The 17,109-nt window shown below is 65.1% G+C and carries 17 protein-coding genes and 1 pseudogene; 8 read left to right on the forward strand and 10 right to left on the reverse strand.

Annotated features, from left to right (window positions below):
• Nucleotides 1-216: 216 nt before the first annotated feature.
• From ACIPUB_RS07920 to pyrE, 3 genes and pseudogenes are all read right to left on the reverse strand, one after another.
• Nucleotides 217-558, reverse strand: a pseudogene (locus ACIPUB_RS07920) (urease subunit beta); the annotation flags it as partial.
• Between the two features lie 17 nt (nt 559-575).
• Nucleotides 576-878 (reverse strand): urease subunit gamma, encoded by a 303-nt coding sequence (locus ACIPUB_RS07925; RefSeq protein WP_264270547.1) that lies wholly within the window; start codon nt 876-878, stop codon nt 576-578.
• A gap of 300 nt (nt 879-1,178) precedes the next feature.
• A complete protein-coding gene (gene pyrE / locus ACIPUB_RS07930) occupies nt 1,179-1,736 on the reverse strand; it encodes an orotate phosphoribosyltransferase (RefSeq protein ID WP_264270545.1) in 558 nt (185 codons plus the stop codon).
• A 152-nt stretch (nt 1,737-1,888) separates the two neighbouring features.
• Here pyrE and ACIPUB_RS07935 point away from each other — a divergent pair, with 152 nt between their 5' ends.
• From ACIPUB_RS07935 to ACIPUB_RS07945, 3 genes are read left to right on the forward strand one after another with little or no spacing between them, the layout of a single operon-like run.
• Nucleotides 1,889-2,341: a MarR family winged helix-turn-helix transcriptional regulator gene (locus ACIPUB_RS07935; RefSeq protein WP_407606896.1), complete on the forward strand. Its 453-nt coding sequence runs from the start codon at nt 1,889-1,891 to the stop codon at nt 2,339-2,341.
• A gap of 47 nt (nt 2,342-2,388) precedes the next feature.
• Complete coding sequence (gene nadE, locus ACIPUB_RS07940; protein ID WP_407606897.1) at nt 2,389-3,213, forward strand: ammonia-dependent NAD(+) synthetase; 825 nt, start codon at nt 2,389-2,391, stop codon at nt 3,211-3,213.
• 30 nt (nt 3,214-3,243) lie between these two features.
• Complete coding sequence (locus ACIPUB_RS07945) at nt 3,244-3,942, forward strand: peptidyl-tRNA hydrolase (RefSeq protein ID WP_407606898.1); 699 nt, start codon at nt 3,244-3,246, stop codon at nt 3,940-3,942.
• Here the strand turns inward: ACIPUB_RS07945 and ACIPUB_RS07950 are convergent.
• Entirely contained in the window at nt 3,929-5,158 is a 1,230-nt protein-coding gene (locus ACIPUB_RS07950) for an acyl-CoA dehydrogenase family protein (RefSeq protein WP_407606899.1), read from the reverse strand. The two genes, ACIPUB_RS07945 and ACIPUB_RS07950, sit on opposite strands and share 14 nt — an antisense overlap.
• A 143-nt stretch (nt 5,159-5,301) precedes the next feature.
• On the opposite strand from ACIPUB_RS07950, the gene ACIPUB_RS07955 reads away from it, so the two are divergent.
• The gene (locus ACIPUB_RS07955) at nt 5,302-7,017 is read left to right on the forward strand and encodes an AMP-binding protein (protein ID WP_407606900.1); all 1,716 of its coding nucleotides are present in this window, start codon (nt 5,302-5,304) and stop codon (nt 7,015-7,017) included.
• Between the two features lie 52 nt (nt 7,018-7,069).
• Nucleotides 7,070-7,594: a MarR family winged helix-turn-helix transcriptional regulator gene (locus tag ACIPUB_RS07960; protein WP_264270540.1), complete on the forward strand. Its 525-nt coding sequence runs from the start codon at nt 7,070-7,072 to the stop codon at nt 7,592-7,594.
• Nucleotides 7,595-7,626: 32 nt separating this feature from the next.
• On the opposite strand, the gene ACIPUB_RS07965 is transcribed toward ACIPUB_RS07960, so the two are convergent.
• The 6 genes from ACIPUB_RS07965 to ACIPUB_RS07990 form a co-directional block, all read right to left on the reverse strand.
• Entirely contained in the window at nt 7,627-8,352 is a 726-nt protein-coding gene (locus ACIPUB_RS07965; protein WP_407606901.1) for an ABC transporter ATP-binding protein, read from the reverse strand.
• Between the two features lie 72 nt (nt 8,353-8,424).
• A complete protein-coding gene (locus ACIPUB_RS07970; protein WP_407606902.1) occupies nt 8,425-9,540 on the reverse strand; it encodes an ABC transporter permease in 1,116 nt (371 codons plus the stop codon).
• 134 nt (nt 9,541-9,674) lie between these two features.
• On the reverse strand, nt 9,675-10,490 hold the full coding sequence (locus ACIPUB_RS07975) for a hydrolase (RefSeq protein WP_407606903.1): 816 nt from the start codon (nt 10,488-10,490) through the stop codon (nt 9,675-9,677).
• 145 nt (nt 10,491-10,635) lie between these two features.
• Nucleotides 10,636-11,562, reverse strand: a complete 927-nt coding sequence (gene mmsB, locus ACIPUB_RS07980; protein ID WP_407606904.1) for a 3-hydroxyisobutyrate dehydrogenase — start codon at nt 11,560-11,562, stop codon at nt 10,636-10,638.
• Between the two features lie 15 nt (nt 11,563-11,577).
• Nucleotides 11,578-12,651, reverse strand: coding sequence for an enoyl-CoA hydratase/isomerase family protein (locus tag ACIPUB_RS07985; protein ID WP_407606905.1), 1,074 nt, complete (start codon nt 12,649-12,651; stop codon nt 11,578-11,580).
• Nucleotides 12,652-12,656: 5 nt separating this feature from the next.
• Entirely contained in the window at nt 12,657-14,156 is a 1,500-nt protein-coding gene (locus ACIPUB_RS07990) for a CoA-acylating methylmalonate-semialdehyde dehydrogenase (protein ID WP_407606906.1), read from the reverse strand.
• Between the two features lie 239 nt (nt 14,157-14,395).
• Here ACIPUB_RS07990 and ACIPUB_RS07995 point away from each other — a divergent pair, with 239 nt between their 5' ends.
• From ACIPUB_RS07995 to ACIPUB_RS08005, 3 genes are read left to right on the forward strand one after another with little or no spacing between them, the layout of a single operon-like run.
• Nucleotides 14,396-15,199, forward strand: a complete 804-nt coding sequence (locus tag ACIPUB_RS07995) for an exodeoxyribonuclease III (RefSeq protein ID WP_407606907.1) — start codon at nt 14,396-14,398, stop codon at nt 15,197-15,199.
• Between the two features lie 3 nt (nt 15,200-15,202).
• A complete protein-coding gene (locus ACIPUB_RS08000) occupies nt 15,203-16,054 on the forward strand; it encodes a hypothetical protein (RefSeq protein WP_407606908.1) in 852 nt (283 codons plus the stop codon).
• Between the two features lie 48 nt (nt 16,055-16,102).
• Nucleotides 16,103-17,104 carry a YdcF family protein gene (locus ACIPUB_RS08005; protein WP_407606909.1) on the forward strand — a complete coding sequence of 334 codons (1,002 nt, stop codon included), beginning with the start codon at nt 16,103-16,105 and terminating at the stop codon, nt 17,102-17,104.
• Nucleotides 17,105-17,109: the final 5 nt, after the last annotated feature.

Raw genomic sequence — 17,109 nt, forward strand, 5'->3', positions numbered from 1 at the left:
CGGGGCCTGATCCTTCGAGGCCGCATCGGCCTCGGCCTTTTTGCTTTCCTCGGTGGCGCGCCGAACCTCTTCGGGGTGCGGCGGAAGAGATTCGTCCACGGGGTCCACGCCGAAGTCGGTGTGGAAGCCCTTGGATTCGCGGCCGAGGTTGGGCAGGTCGATGTCGTAGTCGGCGACCAGTTCGGCTTCGGTGACCGGGTTGATGCCGGCGGAGCCGCCGATGGCTTCGGTCTCCACGGCCGGGATGGTCTCGCCGACCGGGCCGTTCACGCGGTCCTGGAACCCATAGACGTGCCGGCGCCCGGCGAATTCGACCAGGTGCACGGTGCGTGCATCCCCCGGTTCGAAGCGCACGGCGGTGCCGGCGGGGATGTCCAGGCGGAAGCCGCGGGCGGCCACCCGGTCCAGGTCCAGTTGCGGGTTGACCTCGGCAAAGTGGTAGTGCGATCCGACCTGGATGGGACGGTCGCCGTGGTTCACCAGGTTCAGGATTCGGGTTTCGAGCTCCGAATTGCAGAGCACGGGTTCGTCACGCAGGATGTATTCTCCCGGTTTCATGTTCTTCTCTCCCTTGCCTAGCGAATCGGGTTGTGGACGGTGACAAGCTTGGTGCCGTCGGGGAAGGTAGCCTCGACCTGCACGTCCGAAATCATGTCGGCGACCCCCTCCATGACCTGCTCCCGGGTCAGGATGGTGGTTCCGTAGCTCATCAAATCCGCCACCGTGCGCCCGTCCCGGGCGCCTTCAATGAGTTCATAGGTCAGGATGGCCACGGATTCGGGATGGTTGAGCAGCAGTCCGCGGGATTGGCGTCTGCGCGCCAGATCGGCGGCAACAACCACCATGAGTTTTTCGTGCTCACGCGGGGTCAAATGCATCTAGGGCTCCAGTTCTCAACAGCGGTAATGAAAAGCGCCACCCGTTATCTGCAACCGGCGGGAAGATGCGCCGGGAGGTCCGTGGATAGGGCAAGAATAGCAGAAGAAAACCGGCAACTTCCTTCCTCATGGGGCGGCGCGCCAGCCCGGCGGTCCGGGGCCTGATTCACGGCCACACGGGGTGACGGCGCGGCCTTTCCAACCATCGCCTGACCTCGGACAAAACAAAACGCCCCGCGGTTTCCACTGTTGGTGGAACCGGCGGGACGCCTTGGCTTTGCCCTTGCTGCATCGGGGCTCCTAGAGACCCAGCTCGTCCTTGCCGAAGGCATAGAGGTAGGGCACACCGGCCTCGGCCTCGATGCGTTCCTTCGAGCCGGTGTCGCGGTCAACGATCACCGCCACCGCCACGACGTTGCCGCCCGCCTTGCGCACGCCCTCGACGGCCGTAAGCGCGGAGCCGCCGGTGGTGGAGGTGTCCTCGAGGACCACGACATTGCGTCCCTCGACCGAGGGGCCCTCGACCTGTCGGCCCATGCCGTAGGACTTCTGGGCCTTGCGGACCACGAACGCGTCGATGGAGCGTCCGGCGTGTCCGGCAGCGTGCATGAGCGCAGTGCCCACCGGGTCCGCGCCCATGGTCAGGCCGCCGGCATTGGTGAATTCAATGCCTGCCTCGTCGAGCATTTCCAGCATGACGGAGCCCACCAGCGGGGCCGCCTCGTGGTGCAGGGTGATGCGGCGTAGATCGATGTAGTAGTCGGCCTCCTTGCCGGAGGAAAGGATGACCTTGCCGTGGACCACGGCGAGTTCCTTGATGAGTTCGAGCAGGCGGGTGCGCGCGGCAGTGTTGGTCATGGGTTCAATTCTAGTTTGGCCGACGGCATACCTGCGATCGCAGCGAGTGTGTGTCATTGAGAAGCCGGCATCGCCCGCACTGCCTTCCCTCACTCGGTGCGTGGCCAACCCGGCTACAGACAGGCAGGTGGTCCCCGGGTTAGGGTGGGGTCATGACCGATTCTCGCCCATTGGGTTACTGGCTTAAATTGGTTGACTCGCTCATCTCCGAGCAGTTCGCCAACTCCCTCGAAGAGCACGGCGTCACCCGCCGGCAATGGCAATTGCTCAACGTCCTGACGCGCGGACCCGCCACCGGAGGCGAGCTAACTGCAGCCCTTGCCCCGTTCTTCGGGGACGTCCAGATCGAGGACGAACCCGCCAGCCCGTCCGAGCATCTGGCCGAGCTCGTTGAATCGGGTTGGGTTGCCGAGGAAGGGCACACCTTTGCACTCACCGAGCAGGGGTCGGTGTCCCTGGACCGTCTCACAGAGATCGTCGACGCGATGCGCGAGGAATCCAGCGCCGGAATCACGCCGGAGGAGTATTCCACCACGGTCTCGTCCCTGCAGAAAATGGCCACCAACCTTGGATGGGATCCCAACAGGCCTCCCGCGGACGCGTAGGACGAATCCGCCATGGTTGGGCTGCCTTGACAGGTTAGGCTTGGGACATGCGCGAACTACAGGCTGCCATCATCAAGGAAATGGGTGTCAAGCCCCGGATCGATCCCGCTGCGGAGGTCCGTGCCCGCATTGACTTCCTCAAGGAATACCTCACCGCCACGCACACCAGCGGGTTTGTGCTGGGCATCTCGGGCGGCCTGGACTCCACCCTGGCCGGGCGCTTGGCACAGCTCGCTGCGGAGGAGCTCCGGGCCGAAGGAACCGACGCCAAGTTCGTCGCCGTTCGCCTTCCCTACGGAACCCAGCTCGACGAAGACGACGCCCAGGCCGCCCTCGATTACGTTGGGGCCGACGTGGAACGAACCTTCAACGTCAAGGCGGGTGTCGACGGACTCGAAGCCGCATTCCACAAGGCCGTGGGCACACCGGTCTCGGATTTCAACAAGGGCAACATCAAGGCCCGCATGCGCATGATCGCCCAGTACACCTTGGCCGGCGAGGAAAACCTTCTGGTCCTGGGCACCGATCACGGCGCTGAGTCGGTCACCGGATTCTTCACCAAGTTCGGGGACGGCGGAGCGGACCTCCTTCCGCTCTTCGGCCTGAACAAGCGCCAGAACCGCGAGCTGCTGCGGCACCTGGGCTCCCCGAGGCAATTGTGGGAAAAGGTCCCCACGGCCGACCTGCTCGATGGCCAGCCGCTACGCACCGACGAGGACGAGCTGGGCATCTCCTACGAGAACATCGACGACTACCTGGAGGGACGGGAGATCCCGGAGGCCGCTGCAACCCTGATCGAGGGCAAGTTCCTGCGGACACGGCACAAGCGCACCACTCCCGTCACGATCTTCGACACGTGGTGGAAGTCCTGATCGGTTCCACTACCGCATAGGCTGGAACCCGTGGAAAGCACCCTGAACGAACCATCCCCACGTCCCGACGCACCAGAGAATCCGGTCGAGGAATTCCCTGAACCGACCGGCGAGCTGGTGCAGCCCATCATCTTGCTGGTGGATCGCGAGGAACCCTGCCCCGAGGACGAGGGCATCGCCGTCGCGGCGCTGGCCTCGGTCAGCGCACTGCTGGCCAACCCGCGCCACCCGTATTGGCGGCCATGGGCGCAGGGAGCGTTTGCCAAAAGCGTCCGCCGGGCGGATGCCAAGATGTTCGCCAAGGTCGCCGAGGAATTCCCCGACCACGCGCTGGCGCAGATTGGGTCCGCGCGGGCCATGGGTTTTGCCCCGATGCAGGCCGACTCCCTGCCCAAGCGCCTGGCCAAACTGCAGGTCTCGGGAACCACCTTGCCTCCGGGCGCGCCCATGGACCCGACGACGGTTCGCATTGGGTTGAACGATTCATTGGGAATGAGCACCGGGAAGGCCGCCGCGCAGGCAGCGCACGCGTTGTTCGCCTGGGTACTGGAGGGAAAGCCCGAGGAGCTCGATGCCTGGCGTGCGGCCGGCTGCCGGCTTTCCATCGAACGCCTTGACTCCAGGGCTTTCAGGAAGAACGCCCGCACGGCCCACGGCCCGGTGATCCACGATGCCGGGCGCACCGAAATCACCCCCGGTTCCGCGACCGCATTCGTCAGTGTCGGCTGACAAACGCCGAGACGCCGGTGACGGCCCGGCCGACGATCAATGAGTTTATTTCGTAGGTGCCTTCATACGTGTAGAGGATTTCAACGTCCCCAAATAGCTTGGCCATCTCGTAGTCGCTGGTGACGCCGTTGCCTCCCAAAAGGGCACGTCCCTTGGCCGCGGACTCGCGTGCCAGGCGGGTGGTGGTCGACTTGGCCATGGCGGCCTGGACCATTTCAAGATCCCCGGTCCCCTGGATCCTGGCCACGTCCGACATGAGTGAGAGGCTCGCCATGGCGTTGCCCAGAATCTCGGCGAGCGGCAGCTGCACCAACTGGAACCCTGCGATGGGCGCACCAAATTGCGTGCGCGCCAGGGCGTAGGCCCTTGCGATGTCGAAGATCCCCAGTTGGACGCCCGCCGCCTGCCATCCCACCCAGGCACGGGAGTGCTTGAGCAGTTCGTTGGCCGCCGCGAAGTTCTTGGCCCCGGGCAGCCTGTTGGTTTCCGGAACACGCACAGCGTCCAACTGGATGTCCGCGTTTTGCATTATGCGCAAACCGACCTTGTTGGAGATCTTGGTGGCGCTGAACCCCGGACAATCGGACTCGACGATGAAGGCCTTGACCGTATTGTCTTCGGTGTCGCGTGCCCAAACCAGGGAAAAGTCGGCCATCGTGGCCGCTCCGATCCAGCGCTTGGCCCCGTTGATGACCCATTCGTCGCCGTCACGGGTCGCGGTGGTGGCGAGCCCTCCGGCGATGTCGGAGCCATGCTCGGGTTCGGTCAGGGCAAAGGCACCCAGTGCAGTGAATTGGGATAGTCCAGGCAGCCACTTCTTTTGCTGTTCCGCCGATCCGAGTTCCCGGATCATGCCGACGATAAGTTCGTTGTGGATGCCAACGAGGGCCGAGAGGGAGACATCGGCGCGTGCCGCCTCGACATAGACCAGGCCCTTGAACAATTCGCTGCTGCCATCCAGCTGGATTCCTCCGAGGCCGTGGGCGGCCATCTCGGGCAGGAGGTGGTGCGGAAATTCCTCGCGGTTCCAGTACCCCAGGCTCTCGGGGCGAACCCGATCCTGCAGGAACGAGCGGATGTCCCGCAAGCGCCGCAGTTCGGACGGCTCCAGCAGCTGCCAGATGTGCATGAGGTCCACATCCGGAAACGGGAGTCCCGTGAGGCTTCGTTCGGTGTCGGCTACGGCGATTATTGCCTGGTTCTCACTCAATGGCATGAGAGGGATAACTCCTTGTCCGGTGAAATATTTGGCTCGATGTTTGCGAGGTCTTCCAAACCCTTGGATATCCAAGTATATTTGCCAGTGACTCAAATCACTAGGGCTTCCTACTAATTGGGTGTCCGGGCGAAAGGACGGCAATGACAGTTACCGAAGAATTCCGTGCAGCACGCGACCGACTCCTGGAACTGCGGACCGACTACGACGGCGCCCGCAAGGAATTTCGGTGGCCCGCGTTCACGGAGTTCAACTTCGGTCTGGACTGGTTCGACCAGGTTGCCAAGGATCCACTGCGCGGCGACACCAATGCACTGGTCATCGTCGAAAAGGACGGAACGTCCACGCGCCGCACCTGGGCCGAACTATCTGCCCGCTCCGGACAGGTCGCCAATTGGATGCGCTCAATCGGCATGAAGCGCGGCGAAAAGATGATCGTCATGCTGGGCAACCGCGTGGAACTCTGGGAGATCATGCTCGCCGGCATCAAGCTGGGCATGGTCATGATCCCCACCACCACGCAGATGAACCACCTCGACCTGCAGGACCGGGTTGAGCGGGGCGGTGCGCGCTGGGCGCTGGCCGGGCACGGCGACACGCAAAAGTTTGACCGGGTCGCGGGCGACTACACGGTGATCCACGTGGACGGCGAAGCGCCGGACGGCGGGGTGGACTACACCGAGAGCACCGGCCACCCCACGGAATTCGTGCCCGAGGTGGCGACCAAGGCCGACGAAACACTGCTGCTCTACTTCACCTCCGGCACCACATCCAAGGCCAAGCTGGTGGAACACACCCACACCTCATATCCTGCCGGGCACCTGAGCACGATGTTCTGGATGGGCCTGGAGCCCGGTGACGTACACCTGAATGTCGCCTCCCCGGGTTGGGCCAAGCACGCGTGGAGCAACTTCTTCACCCCATGGATTGCCGAGGCAACCGTCTTCCTCTACAACTACGAACGCTTTGATGCCAAGGCGCTCATGGCCCAGATGGATGCCGAATCCGTCACCAGCTTCTGCGCCCCGCCCACTGTGTGGCGCCTGCTGATCCAGGCCGACCTGACAGCACTGAAGAACCCTCCGGCCAAGCTGGTGTCTGCCGGAGAGCCGCTGAACGCGGAGGTCATCGACCAGGTCAGCCGCGCCTGGGGGCAAACGATTCGCGACGGCTTCGGACAGACCGAAACCACCGTGCAGATCGCCAATCCGCCGGGGATGCCCATCAAGATCGGTGCCATGGGCAGGCCCATGCCCGGCTACGACGTGGTCCTCATCGACCCAGCCACCGGAGCGGTCGGGCGCGAGGGGGAAATCTGCCTGCGGCTGGATCCACGCCCGCTGGGGCTGATGAAGTCGTACTACGGGGATGGGGAGAAGACCGCGGATGCCTTCCGTGACGGCGTCTACCACACCGGAGACATGGCCGAGATGGACGAGCAGGGGGTCATCACCTACGTGGGCCGCGGCGATGACGTGTTCAAGTCCAGCGACTACAAGCTCAGTCCCTTCGAGCTGGAGTCGGTGCTGATCCAGCATCCCGCCGTCGCCGAGGCCGCCGTAGTGCCCTCCCCCGATGCACTCAAGCTCTCGGTCCCCAAGGCCTTCGTGGTCACCGCCGCGGGCCATGAGCCTTCGGCGGAGTTGGCCGAAAGCATCCTGGGCTACTGCCGGGAACACCTGGCTCCCTTCAAACGGATCCGTCGACTCGAATTTGCCGAGCTTCCCAAGACCATTTCCGGGAAGATCCGGCGCGTGGAACTGCGGAACAACGAAGCGGCACGCCACGACGCGGCCCCGGGGCTCCAGCCCCAAGGCATCGAGTACCGTGACGACGATTTCCCGTCCCTGAAATCCTGATGCACGGAGAGGCTTGGATAAGCTGGGGCACGAATTCTATCCGGAGGGAACATTGAGCCAGCCACTATCGCGCGACCCGATCCTGGAAGCGCAACGCAATTGGGAACGCCGGGGGTGGGAGGACGTTGCCGAGCCCATGGCTGCGATCACGGCCCTGATGAGGACGCAACAGATCCTGTTGCAACGCGCGGAAACGGTCCTTAAGCCATTCGGCCTCACCTTCGCCCGCTATGAGATGCTCGCCTTGCTCAGCTTTGCCCGTGAGGGCTCGCTGGCCATGAATCGGGCCAGCGCCCTGTTGCAGGTCCACGCCACCTCGGTGACCAACGCCGTGGACCGGCTGGAGAGTGCCGGCCTGGTGGCTCGCACCAAGCATCCGACCGACAAGCGCACCACCCTCATTGCCCTGACGCGGCAGGGCCGCGAACTGGCCGCGGCCGCCACCATCGAGCTTAATTCCCAGGTTTTTGCCGACTCCGGGTTTTCGGACCGCGACATCTCCACACTGATCCGGATCTTCAGCAAGTTCCGCCGCGAAGCCGGGGATTTCTCCGGGGACGAACCGGCTTCCGAGTAGCGGAGGGAAACGGCCCGCCTGTTTTCGGCGGTCTAGACGCCGACCAGTTCCGGGAGTCCGAGCACGCCGTCGCGCATTGAGGCGACGGCATCGGTGAGCGAGATGAATTCGGTATCGTGCGTGACCATCACGGTGGCCACGGAGAATTCCTTGGTCACCTGGGCCAACAGCCGCACGATGGATTCGCTGCGCGCGTTGTCCAGTGCCGCGGTGGGCTCGTCGACGAGCAGCACTCTTGGCTCCCCCATCAGGGCGCGGGCGATGTTCACGCGCTGGCGCTGGCCGCCGGAAAGCTGGTGCGGGCGCTTCTTGGCGCTGTCGGCCAAACCAACGATTTCCAGCAGCTCCAGGGCCCGGGCCTTCGCGGGCTTCAGCGGCTTGCCGCGCAAATGGTCGGAAATCATGAGTTGCTCGACTGCCGTAAGCGAGGCCAACAGGTTGGGCTGCTGGAAGATGATGCCGACCTTCTCACGGCGCAAGCTGGTCATCTGGGCATCGTTCAGGTCGCTGGCGTTTGTCCCGTCGATGATGACCAGCCCGCTGGTGGGGCGGATCAATGTTGCCGCGGCCGCCAGCAGGGAGGACTTGCCCGACCCCGAGGGACCGATGAGCGAGAGCATCTGTCCGGCGCCGACGCCGAGGTTGACGGCGTCCAGTGCCTTGACGGTGCCCTGCCCATCCGGGTATTCCAGGGTCAGGTCGATCAATTGCAGGGGCATGTTGGCGGTTGCGGTTATGCCGGTGGCAGCGGTGTTCATGGAAATCCTTTGCGGGGAAGGTGGGGGGCAGACGTTGGGAAAGACGCGCGGACCTTATCTTGGCCTGTGGGGCTAGTTGCCGCCCAGGGCGATGAGCGGGTCGACCTTGGTGACGCGGGAGACGGCGAGCGCCGCCCCGGCCAGGCCGAGCACAAATACGCCGAGGATGGGTAGCACCGTGGTGGCGGGGCTGAGCAGGAAGGGCGCGGCGCTGGCGGCGAGGGAGCCCCCGAGGATGCCGATGCCGCCGCCGATCCCGGCGCCGAGCAGCAACACAATGCTCGCCTGGGTGATGGCGTCCCGAAGCACGTACCCACCGGAGCCGCCCAGGGCCTTGAGCACGGCAATGTCGCGGGTGCGTTGCACGGTCCAGACCGTAAGGAAGGCCAGGATCACCAGGGCGGAGATCCCGTAGAGGAAGCCCTGCATCATCAGCAGCGAGCCGTTTTCGCTCTTGTAGGAGCCCAGCGCTGCGTAGGAGCCGGTGCGGGTGGTGCTGACGGTGCCTGCGGCGGCGTTGGCCGCCTCGCTATCAACCGTTGCCCCATCCCGGTTGGTGACGGCGATGACGGTTCCGGCCTGGGTGGCGTCGCCCAGGTGGGCGAGGCCGGCCCAGGAATCGAGGTCCGTGTAGGCGACAGAGGTGTGCGAGTACCAGTTGTCCGCGGCAATCCCGCCGACGACCAGGTCGATCCCCGCCATCGAGACGGTGTCCCCGGCCTGAAGCGCCAGGTCCTCGGCCACGGATTCGCCGATGACGACCTCTCCCTCGGCCACCGGCAACGGGGCCAGCGAGCTGCCCTCCGGGATGCCGAAGACCGCGACGTTGGTGGTTCCGGTGCTGGTTTCCGACCCCGCGGCCGAGCCCTGGAAGCGGGTCTGGGTGATGCCGATGGCTTCTGCCGATGCAACGCCCGGGCGGCTGCCCCAGGCGTCAACCTGTTCCGCGGTGACCTGGCTTTCGGTGAACGAGGCCTGGGGTTCGTTGCCGCTGGCGGCGCCAAAGACAAGGGTGTCCACCGGGGTGGTCCCGGAGCCGAGGTTTTTCAAGGCAGAGGTTGACTGGTCTCCCAGGCCTGCGGTCAGACCGGAGAGCATGACCAGCAGCAAGGTAATGAGCGCGACCACCGAGCCCATGAGGGCGAAGCGGCCCAGGGCGAAGCGGATGTCGCGGATTGCAAGGAACACGGTAGGAGGTTCTCTTTCAGTGGATGGTGAGGGGGGGTCTTGCCACCGGCGATTTCCCCCTTCTTATCTCCCATCCTCCGTCTGCAGCCTCCCTTGCACATCGACCATATGGTCGATTGGTGCAGGCCGTCCCGCTACTCGGGCATATCCCCATTGACCCACGAAATGTACCGGCGCAGCGTCCGGTTAACCGCGGTGTGGGCGTCCTCCTCCAAGACGCCGAAGGCGCTGTACATCCGGGTGAACGCCAGGGGCATCACGATGCCAAGGATGCGTTCTATGGCACTGGCGGGCAGCGGGATGTTGTTGACGTAGCTGCGCATGGCGTTTGCCGATGTCCTGTCACCGCCCACGGCAATGGTGTCCCCGCTGACCAGGACCCCGGCACCATTCTGCCCGGCCGGCCAGTGCACGACGCTGCTTCCGGCGAAGTGGCCGCCGCATTGGTACATCCAGAGGTCAGGGAGCATCTCGACCTTCCCTTCCCAAAGCCTGATGACAGGGTCCGGGCGCCGGATCCACTGCTCATCTGCCGCGGCAACGTACACAGGGACGTGTCCGAAGCGATGGCTGTACTGGATCGAGGATCCGGTCAGGTGCGGATGGCTTGAGGCAATGGCCGCCACTCCGCCGAGCTCGTCAATACGAAGTGCACCGGCCGCATCGATGAATCCGGGCGGTTCGAAAAGCAGGTTGCCGTCGGGAGTGCGGATCAGCAGCCCGCGCTGCCCGATGCCCAGTCGCGGTGTCGTGGTGACGGAGTAGAGGTCGGGTTCCAGTTCCTCGACCAGCATTTTGTACCCCTTGGATTCGAGCTCGTCGCGGGTGGTCCAGGCCTGGCCCGTCGCGGGCACGTATTGGCGTTCGTCCTCGCAGATCGCGCAGCTCTTGGGCGGGCCGGCGCCATCGCCGTGTTCAATGGCGCAGGTTAAGCAACTGAAGATGGTCATCAGGGCCCGTTTCCCCTCGGTTTGCAGGTCGTGGTCACATCCTACAAACCTCAATGTGCGTTGAGGTCAAGTCGCCCGGGTGCGGGCGCGTCATAGACGCTCCCGCACCCGGGCGACCTTCCCGTGCTTCGATTTGCCAGCCTGCCTAGCCTCCCGATTTGTCCCGGATCTCGGTGATGATGCCGGAAAAGTCGCGGCCGGCCCCGCCCTCGTCGGCGAACTTGCGGTAGATCTGTGCGGCCATTGGGCCCAGCTGCGCGGCAACCCCCGCATTCTCCACGGCGTTCAACGCCAAGCCAAGGTCCTTGGCCATCAGCGCACCGGCGAAACCGGGGACATAGTCGCGATTGGCCGGGGAAGCCGGCACCGGTCCGGGGACCGGGCAGTTGGTGGTCACCGACCAGCATTGTCCCGAGGCCGTGGAGATCACGTCGAACAGCGCCTGATGGGTCAGGCCCAGCTTCTCGCCGAGCACGAACGCCTCGGCGGCGCCGATCATGGAGATGCCCAGGAGCATGTTGTTGCAGATCTTCGCGGCTTGTCCGGCGCCGTGTCCGCCGCAGTGCACCAGCTTCTTGCCCATGACCTCCAGCAGCGGGGTAATGTGCGCGAGGTCGCCCTCCTCGGCGCCGATCATGAACGTCAGGGTCCCGGCTTCGGCTCCGACCACGCCGCCGGAAACCGGGGCGTCTGCCGACCGGTGCCCCGCGGCCAGCGCCAGCTGCGCCGCCTCGCGGGCCTGGGCCACGTCGATGGTGGAACAGTCGAGGAACAGGGTGTTTGGCGGGGCGCTTTCCAGCAGTCCCGGTTCGCCCACGCCGCGGTAGGCATCGAGCAGGATGGCCCCGGAGGGGAACATCGTCAGCACGATGCTTGCACCGGTGGCTGCTTCGGTGGCCGAGGCAACACAGGGCACGCCCGCCCCGACGGCGGCGTCAACGGCCGCGGGGACAACGTCGAACCCCACCACGTCGAAACCCGCCTTGATGAGGTTCACGGCCATGGGTTCGCCCATGTGCCCGAGCCCCAGGAATGCTATCCGGCCCGCGGAGGCGGGCGATTGTTCAGACATGTTCTTCCTCCAGCGTTATTCGACCGCGTCGCTCAGGGCGCGTGGGTTGAGTTTGAGTTCGCGCTCCCCGAGCGAGGCGAAGCAGGCATCAAGGTCTTCCTGCCGCACTTGGGCCAGGGTGGGGGGATTCCACGCCGGGGCGTAGTCCTTGTCGATGACCTGGGCACGGATGCCCTCGGGGAAGTCCCTGGACTCGAGGCAACGCAGCCCGACCCGGTATTCCTGCTCCAACGCCTCTTCGAGGGATCCCAGGTCCCTGGCGCGGCGCAGCGAGGCCAGCGTGAGCTTGAGCGCGGTCGGCGATTTCTTCGCCAGCGTCGCCACGGCGTACTCGGCCTCAGCGTTTCCGTCGTCTGCCAGTTCCTGGAGCGAGGAGACGATTTCCTCGACATCCTGCTGCGCATAGACGTCATCGAGCCAAGGCCGCCAGGCCTCCAAGTTCGAGGCCGGGACGGGCAGGAGGTATGCAGGCAGCACTTCGTCAACCGGCCTGCGCTCAAGTTCCGCGAAGAGCTCCTCGGCGCGGGCGAAGTCGATGAGGTGGTCAGCAAGTCCAAGGTAGAGCACCTCGGCCGCGCCCAGATGCTCGCCGGTGAGCGCGGCATGGGTGCCGGTTTCCCCGGGGGCGCGGGAAAGCAGGTACGTGCCGCCGACATCCGGGACGAACCCGATGGTGGTTTCGGGCATCCCGCTGCGGGTCCGGCTGGTGACCAGCCGGTGGCTTCCGTGGGCGGAAATCCCGACTCCCCCGCCCAGGACGAGACCGTCCATGTAGGCGATGTAGGGCTTGGGATAGGCATTGATCAGGGAATTCAGCCGGTATTCGGTCGCCCAGAAGGCTTCGGTTTCCCTGCCGCCTGCCGCGATGTCGCGGTGGATCGCCACGATGTCGCCGCCGGCGCACAGCCCGCGATCGCCTGCCCCTCGCACCAGCACCTGGCTCACCGCCGGGTCGGTGGCCCACTCGCCGAGGGTTTGGAGCATGGTCGCGGCCATGCGGGCAGTCAGGGCATTGACGGCGCGTGGTCGGTTCAGCGTGATCACGCCGAGGGATCCGCGCACTTCGGAAAGGATCTGCGGCTCGTCCACGTCGCTTAGCTACCTTCCGGCATCACGAAGCTCGCGCCCTCGCGGATGCCCGAGGGCCAGCGCGTGGTCACGGTTTTGGTCTTGGTGTAGAAGCGGAAGGCGTCGGCTCCGTGCTGGTTCAGGTCCCCGAAGCCGGAGGCCTTCCACCCGCCGAAGGTGTAGTAGGCGATCGGGACCGGGATGGGAACATTGACCCCGACCATGCCGACCTGGACGCGCGAGGTGAAGTTCCGGGCGGTGTCGCCGTCGCGCGTGTAGATGGAGACGCCGTTGCCGAATTCGTGCTCCGAGGGCAGGCGCAGGGCCTCCTCGTAGTCCTTGGCCCGCACCACGCAGAGCACGGGTCCAAAGATTTCCTCCTTGTAGATGCGCATGTTTTCGGTGACGTTGTCGAAGAGGGTGGGGCCGACCCAGAATCCGTCTTCGTGGCCCGAAACACTCAATCCGCGGCCGTCGACCAGCAGCGAGGCGCCCTCGTCCACGCCGACCTGGATGTAGTTCTCGATGCGTTCCTTGGCGCTTTGGGCCACGACAGGTCCGAAGTCGGATTCCTTGTCCATGCCGTCGCCGACCTTGAGCCCGGCCACGCGTTCCTTCAGCTTGGACACCAGGGCGTCGGCGGTGGCCTCGCCGACGGGGATGGCGACCGAGATGGCCATGCAGCGTTCGCCTGCCGATCCGTATCCGGCGCCCATGAGAGCATCGGCCACCATTTCCAGGTCCGCATCGGGCATGATGACCATGTGGTTCTTGGCCCCGCCGAAGCACTGGGCGCGTTTGCCATTGGCTGCTGCGGTGGCGTAGATGCTTTGGGCGATCGGGGTCGAGCCCACGAAGCCGATGGCCTTCACCCGCGGGTCCTCAAGCAAGGCGTCGACGGCCTCCTTGTCACCGTTCACGACGTTGAAGACACCGTCCGGGAGCCCGGCCTCAGTGAAGAGCTCGGCGAGCCGCAGCGGGACGGAGGGGTCGCGCTCGGAGGGCTTGAGGATGTAGGAGTTGCCCGCGGCGAGGGCTGGTCCGGCCTTCCACAGCGGGATCATGGCGGGGAAGTTGAACGGGGTGATGCCTGCGACAACGCCCAGCGGCTGGCGCAGGGAGTGCACGTCGATGTCGGTTCCGGCACTGTCGGAGAATTCGCCCTTGAGCAGGTGCGGGGCGGCGGCGCAGAACTCGATGACTTCCAGGCCCCGCTGGATGTCTCCCTTTGAATCGGGGAACGTCTTGCCGTGCTCGCTGGTCAGCAGCGCCGCCAGCTCATCCATGTTCGCGTAGACGAGCTCGACGAACTTGTTAAGGATGCGGGCCCGGCGCTGCGGGTTGGTCTGGCCCCATTCGACCTGTGCGGCCTCGGCGACGGTGATGGCGTCTCGGACCTCGCCGGGCGAGGCCAGTGGGAGCCTGGATTGCACGGCTCCGGTGGAGGGGTTGTACACATCGGAGAAGCGACCGGAGGTTCCTTTGGCGTGGGCGCCGCCCACGTAGTGGGTCAGTTCACGGGTCATGTGATTGATGCTCCTATGCAAGATTCGCCTGAACGCGGCAGCGGCCTGTGATGCGCACCACGCCTGTTACCCAAAAATATACTCGGACTTCCTACTAAATTGCTAGGTCTTGGCCATCCCCGCCGACACCCCATGGCCGCACACCGCCCGTGCGCCGGGGCACGGGCGGTGTTCATCGGGGTGACAACCCGCTGTCGCGCAGAACTGACCGCCGTGACGAGAGTTGATAGGTTGGGTATGTGAAGATTGCTACCTGGAACGTGAACTCCCTTCGTGCCCGTGCCGACCGCGTCGAGGACTGGCTGCGCCGCTCCGACGTCGATGTCCTGGCGATCCAGGAAACCAAGTGCAAGGACGAGAATTTCCCCTGGGAGTTGTTTGAAAACAACGACTACGAGGTCGCCCACTTCGGCCTCAGCCAGTGGAACGGCGTGGCCATCGCCTCCCGAGTGGGCCTTGACGACGTCGAGCGGACCTTCGCGGACCAGCCGGCCTTCGGCAAGGGCGGCAAGGACCCGGTGCAGGAAGCGCGCGCGATTGCCGCAACCTGCGGCGGCGTGCGCATCTGGAGCCTGTATGTGCCCAACGGCCGCGCCCTGCAGGACGAGCACATGCCCTACAAGCTCGATTGGCTCGCAAACCTCAACGCCCAGGCCGCCGGCTGGCTGGCCGAAAACCCCGAGGCGCAGGTTGCCCTGATGGGCGACTGGAACATCGCCCCGCGCGACGAGGACGTCTGGGACATCGACTTCTTCATCGCCAATGAACTCACCCACGCCTCGGCCCCGGAACGCGCGGCATTCGACGCCTTCCTGCAGACCGGTTTCGTCGACGTGGTCCGCCCGCACACCGACACCCCCAAGACCTACACCTACTGGGACTACACCCAGCTGCGGTTCCCCAAGAACGAGGGCATGCGGATTGACTTCACACTGGCCTCCCCCGCTCTGGCCTCCCGCGTGATTGGTGCCCAGATCGACCGCAACGAACGCAAGGGCAAGGGCGCCTCCGACCACGTCCCGGTGATTGTGGAGCTGGACTAGGCCATGGTGCAGGTCAACGGAACCAACCGACGGGCCCTCCCGCCGACCTCGTACCTGCGCATTTTCGAACCACTTCGGGCCTTTTCGGATGCCGATCAGCGGCTGGCCGTGGCCAGCGGTCGCATCAACCGCGAAACCATGGAGGACGCCAGCGCCTCCGCGGCATTGCAGCGCCTGACCCGCCCGGCCTCCGACCCGTTCCCGCACCGGCACACCGAGACCTACCGCAAACTGGTCACCACCACCTGGGACGGCACCGTCAACACCCTGTATTGCCCCGACCAGTTGGCCACCCGCACCATCCTGGCCTCGGAACAGCTCGACGGCTCCATGCGCCCCCAGCTGCTGGAGCTGCTCGTTCCCGATGCCGCCCGGGCGGCCAATGCGCTGCGCGTGGACCGGCAACGCTTCACCGACGACCTGGCACACCTGCACACCCGCACTGCGACCTGGGGCATCCCCTTTGGCTGGCTGATCCTGGTGCACGAGGACGACGAGGTGGATGTCATTGAGGACGGGGAGGAACTGCTCGCCAGCCGCATCTACACCCCGCTGCCCCAGGCACTGGACCGGGTCCGCTATGCCGCGGCAACCCTGGCCATCCATGCCCCGGAAATGGACCTGCTGGACGAGCTTGCGGCGCTGAGCGAATGGCTGCAGCTCTTTGACAAGGAGTCGGTGGTCGAGCTCGACTACGGACGCATTGCAGCGCTCGTCTGGCCCGACGATTCGCCTCACGACCTGCGCCTGGGGATCGAGTCGCTGGCCGAATCCGACATGACCGGCGCCGCTGCGTCCTACCGCCGGCTCTCGAACCGGTGGTTGGCCGTCCGCCAGCTCGCGCGGGCCAACTAGCCTGCACCCCCGTACAGGGGCACCGTGCGGCCTTGATAGTCTCGGACAGTGTTCCTGGTCCCAGCGTTGCTGCTTATTTTCCTGTACTTCTACTTGCGCCACCGCGACCGCCGGATGCTGCGCAACGGTGTGGTGTTGGTGGCTGCCTGCTACCTGGCCTTGATCGAGATTGGCAACCTGCTCTCCCGCTGGGCCCCTGGCATGTCCTACGTGTTCCTGGGGATTTTGGCCCTGGCTCCGCTGTCGGTCCTGGCACTGGCAGCGACCCTGATTCGCAACGGGGTGGCGATGCTCAAGTCCGAGGGCCGGCGGCTGGGCAACCTGTTGTTCCTTCTGGCAGGGCTGCTGCTCATCGCCTTGCCTCCCCTGGCGCTGTTGCTGGTGCTCACGCTGAACCCGTTGGCGATCGGGCTGGCGGCCCTGCTCTTCTTCCTTTGCAGCTACCTCGGCGTGGTTTTCGTGGTATTCCTTGCCTACGCCATCGCCTACGGGCGCAGGACCTTTACGGGGAGCCCGCAGGGAATCGTGGTGCTGGGCTCGCGACTTGACGACGGCGGAGTCCCGCCATTGCTGCGCAACCGGCTGGACAAGGCACTGCAAATCTACCGGTGCACCACACCTCGCCCGCTGCTGATCCCCTCCGGCGGACAGAGCCCTGACGGGGTCCTGGCCGAGGGCATGGCGATGACCGACTACCTGATTGGCGCCGGGGTGGCTCGCGAGCATGTCGTGGTGGAGAAAAATGCCGTGAATACGGAGGAAAACCTCACGTTTTCCGCGAATCTCTTCCGGGAATCTGGGCGCTGCGGACCGCTGCTAGTGGTCACCAACAATTACCACGCACTCAGGGCCGCACTGCTGGCACGTCGGCTGGGAATCGATGCCGAGGTGGTTGGCTCGCCGACCGCCAAGCACTACCTGCCCGGTGCTTTCCTGCGCGAGTATGTGGCGGTACTGGTGGAACACAGGTGGTTGCACGCGCTGTTGTGCATCCCCTTCATGGCATTCACTGCGTTGCTGGTCATGGCCGTCATCACGAGCCAGGGGTAACCGAG

The organism is Paeniglutamicibacter sp. ORCA_105, assembly GCF_045798545.1.
Taxonomy (GTDB): Bacteria; Actinomycetota; Actinomycetes; order Actinomycetales; family Micrococcaceae; genus Paeniglutamicibacter; species Paeniglutamicibacter sulfureus.

Bases quoted from the DNA above. Each gene is read 5' to 3' on its own strand.
- ACIPUB_RS07925 (WP_264270547.1), bottom strand. From the start codon at position 878: ATGCATTTGACCCCGCGTGAGCACGAAAAACTCATGGTGGTTGTTGCC.
- pyrE (WP_264270545.1), bottom strand. From the start codon at position 1,736: ATGACCAACACTGCCGCGCGCACCCGCCTGCTCGAACTCATCAAGGAA.
- ACIPUB_RS07935 (WP_407606896.1), top strand. From the start codon at position 1,889: ATGACCGATTCTCGCCCATTGGGTTACTGGCTTAAATTGGTTGACTCG.
- nadE (WP_407606897.1), top strand. From the start codon at position 2,389: ATGCGCGAACTACAGGCTGCCATCATCAAGGAAATGGGTGTCAAGCCC.
- ACIPUB_RS07950 (WP_407606899.1), bottom strand. From the start codon at position 5,158: ATGCCATTGAGTGAGAACCAGGCAATAATCGCCGTAGCCGACACCGAA.
- ACIPUB_RS07955 (WP_407606900.1), top strand. From the start codon at position 5,302: ATGACAGTTACCGAAGAATTCCGTGCAGCACGCGACCGACTCCTGGAA.
- ACIPUB_RS07965 (WP_407606901.1), bottom strand. From the start codon at position 8,352: ATGAACACCGCTGCCACCGGCATAACCGCAACCGCCAACATGCCCCTG.
- ACIPUB_RS07975 (WP_407606903.1), bottom strand. From the start codon at position 10,490: ATGACCATCTTCAGTTGCTTAACCTGCGCCATTGAACACGGCGATGGC.
- mmsB (WP_407606904.1), bottom strand. From the start codon at position 11,562: ATGTCTGAACAATCGCCCGCCTCCGCGGGCCGGATAGCATTCCTGGGG.
- ACIPUB_RS07990 (WP_407606906.1), bottom strand. From the start codon at position 14,156: ATGACCCGTGAACTGACCCACTACGTGGGCGGCGCCCACGCCAAAGGA.
- ACIPUB_RS08000 (WP_407606908.1), top strand. From the start codon at position 15,203: ATGGTGCAGGTCAACGGAACCAACCGACGGGCCCTCCCGCCGACCTCG.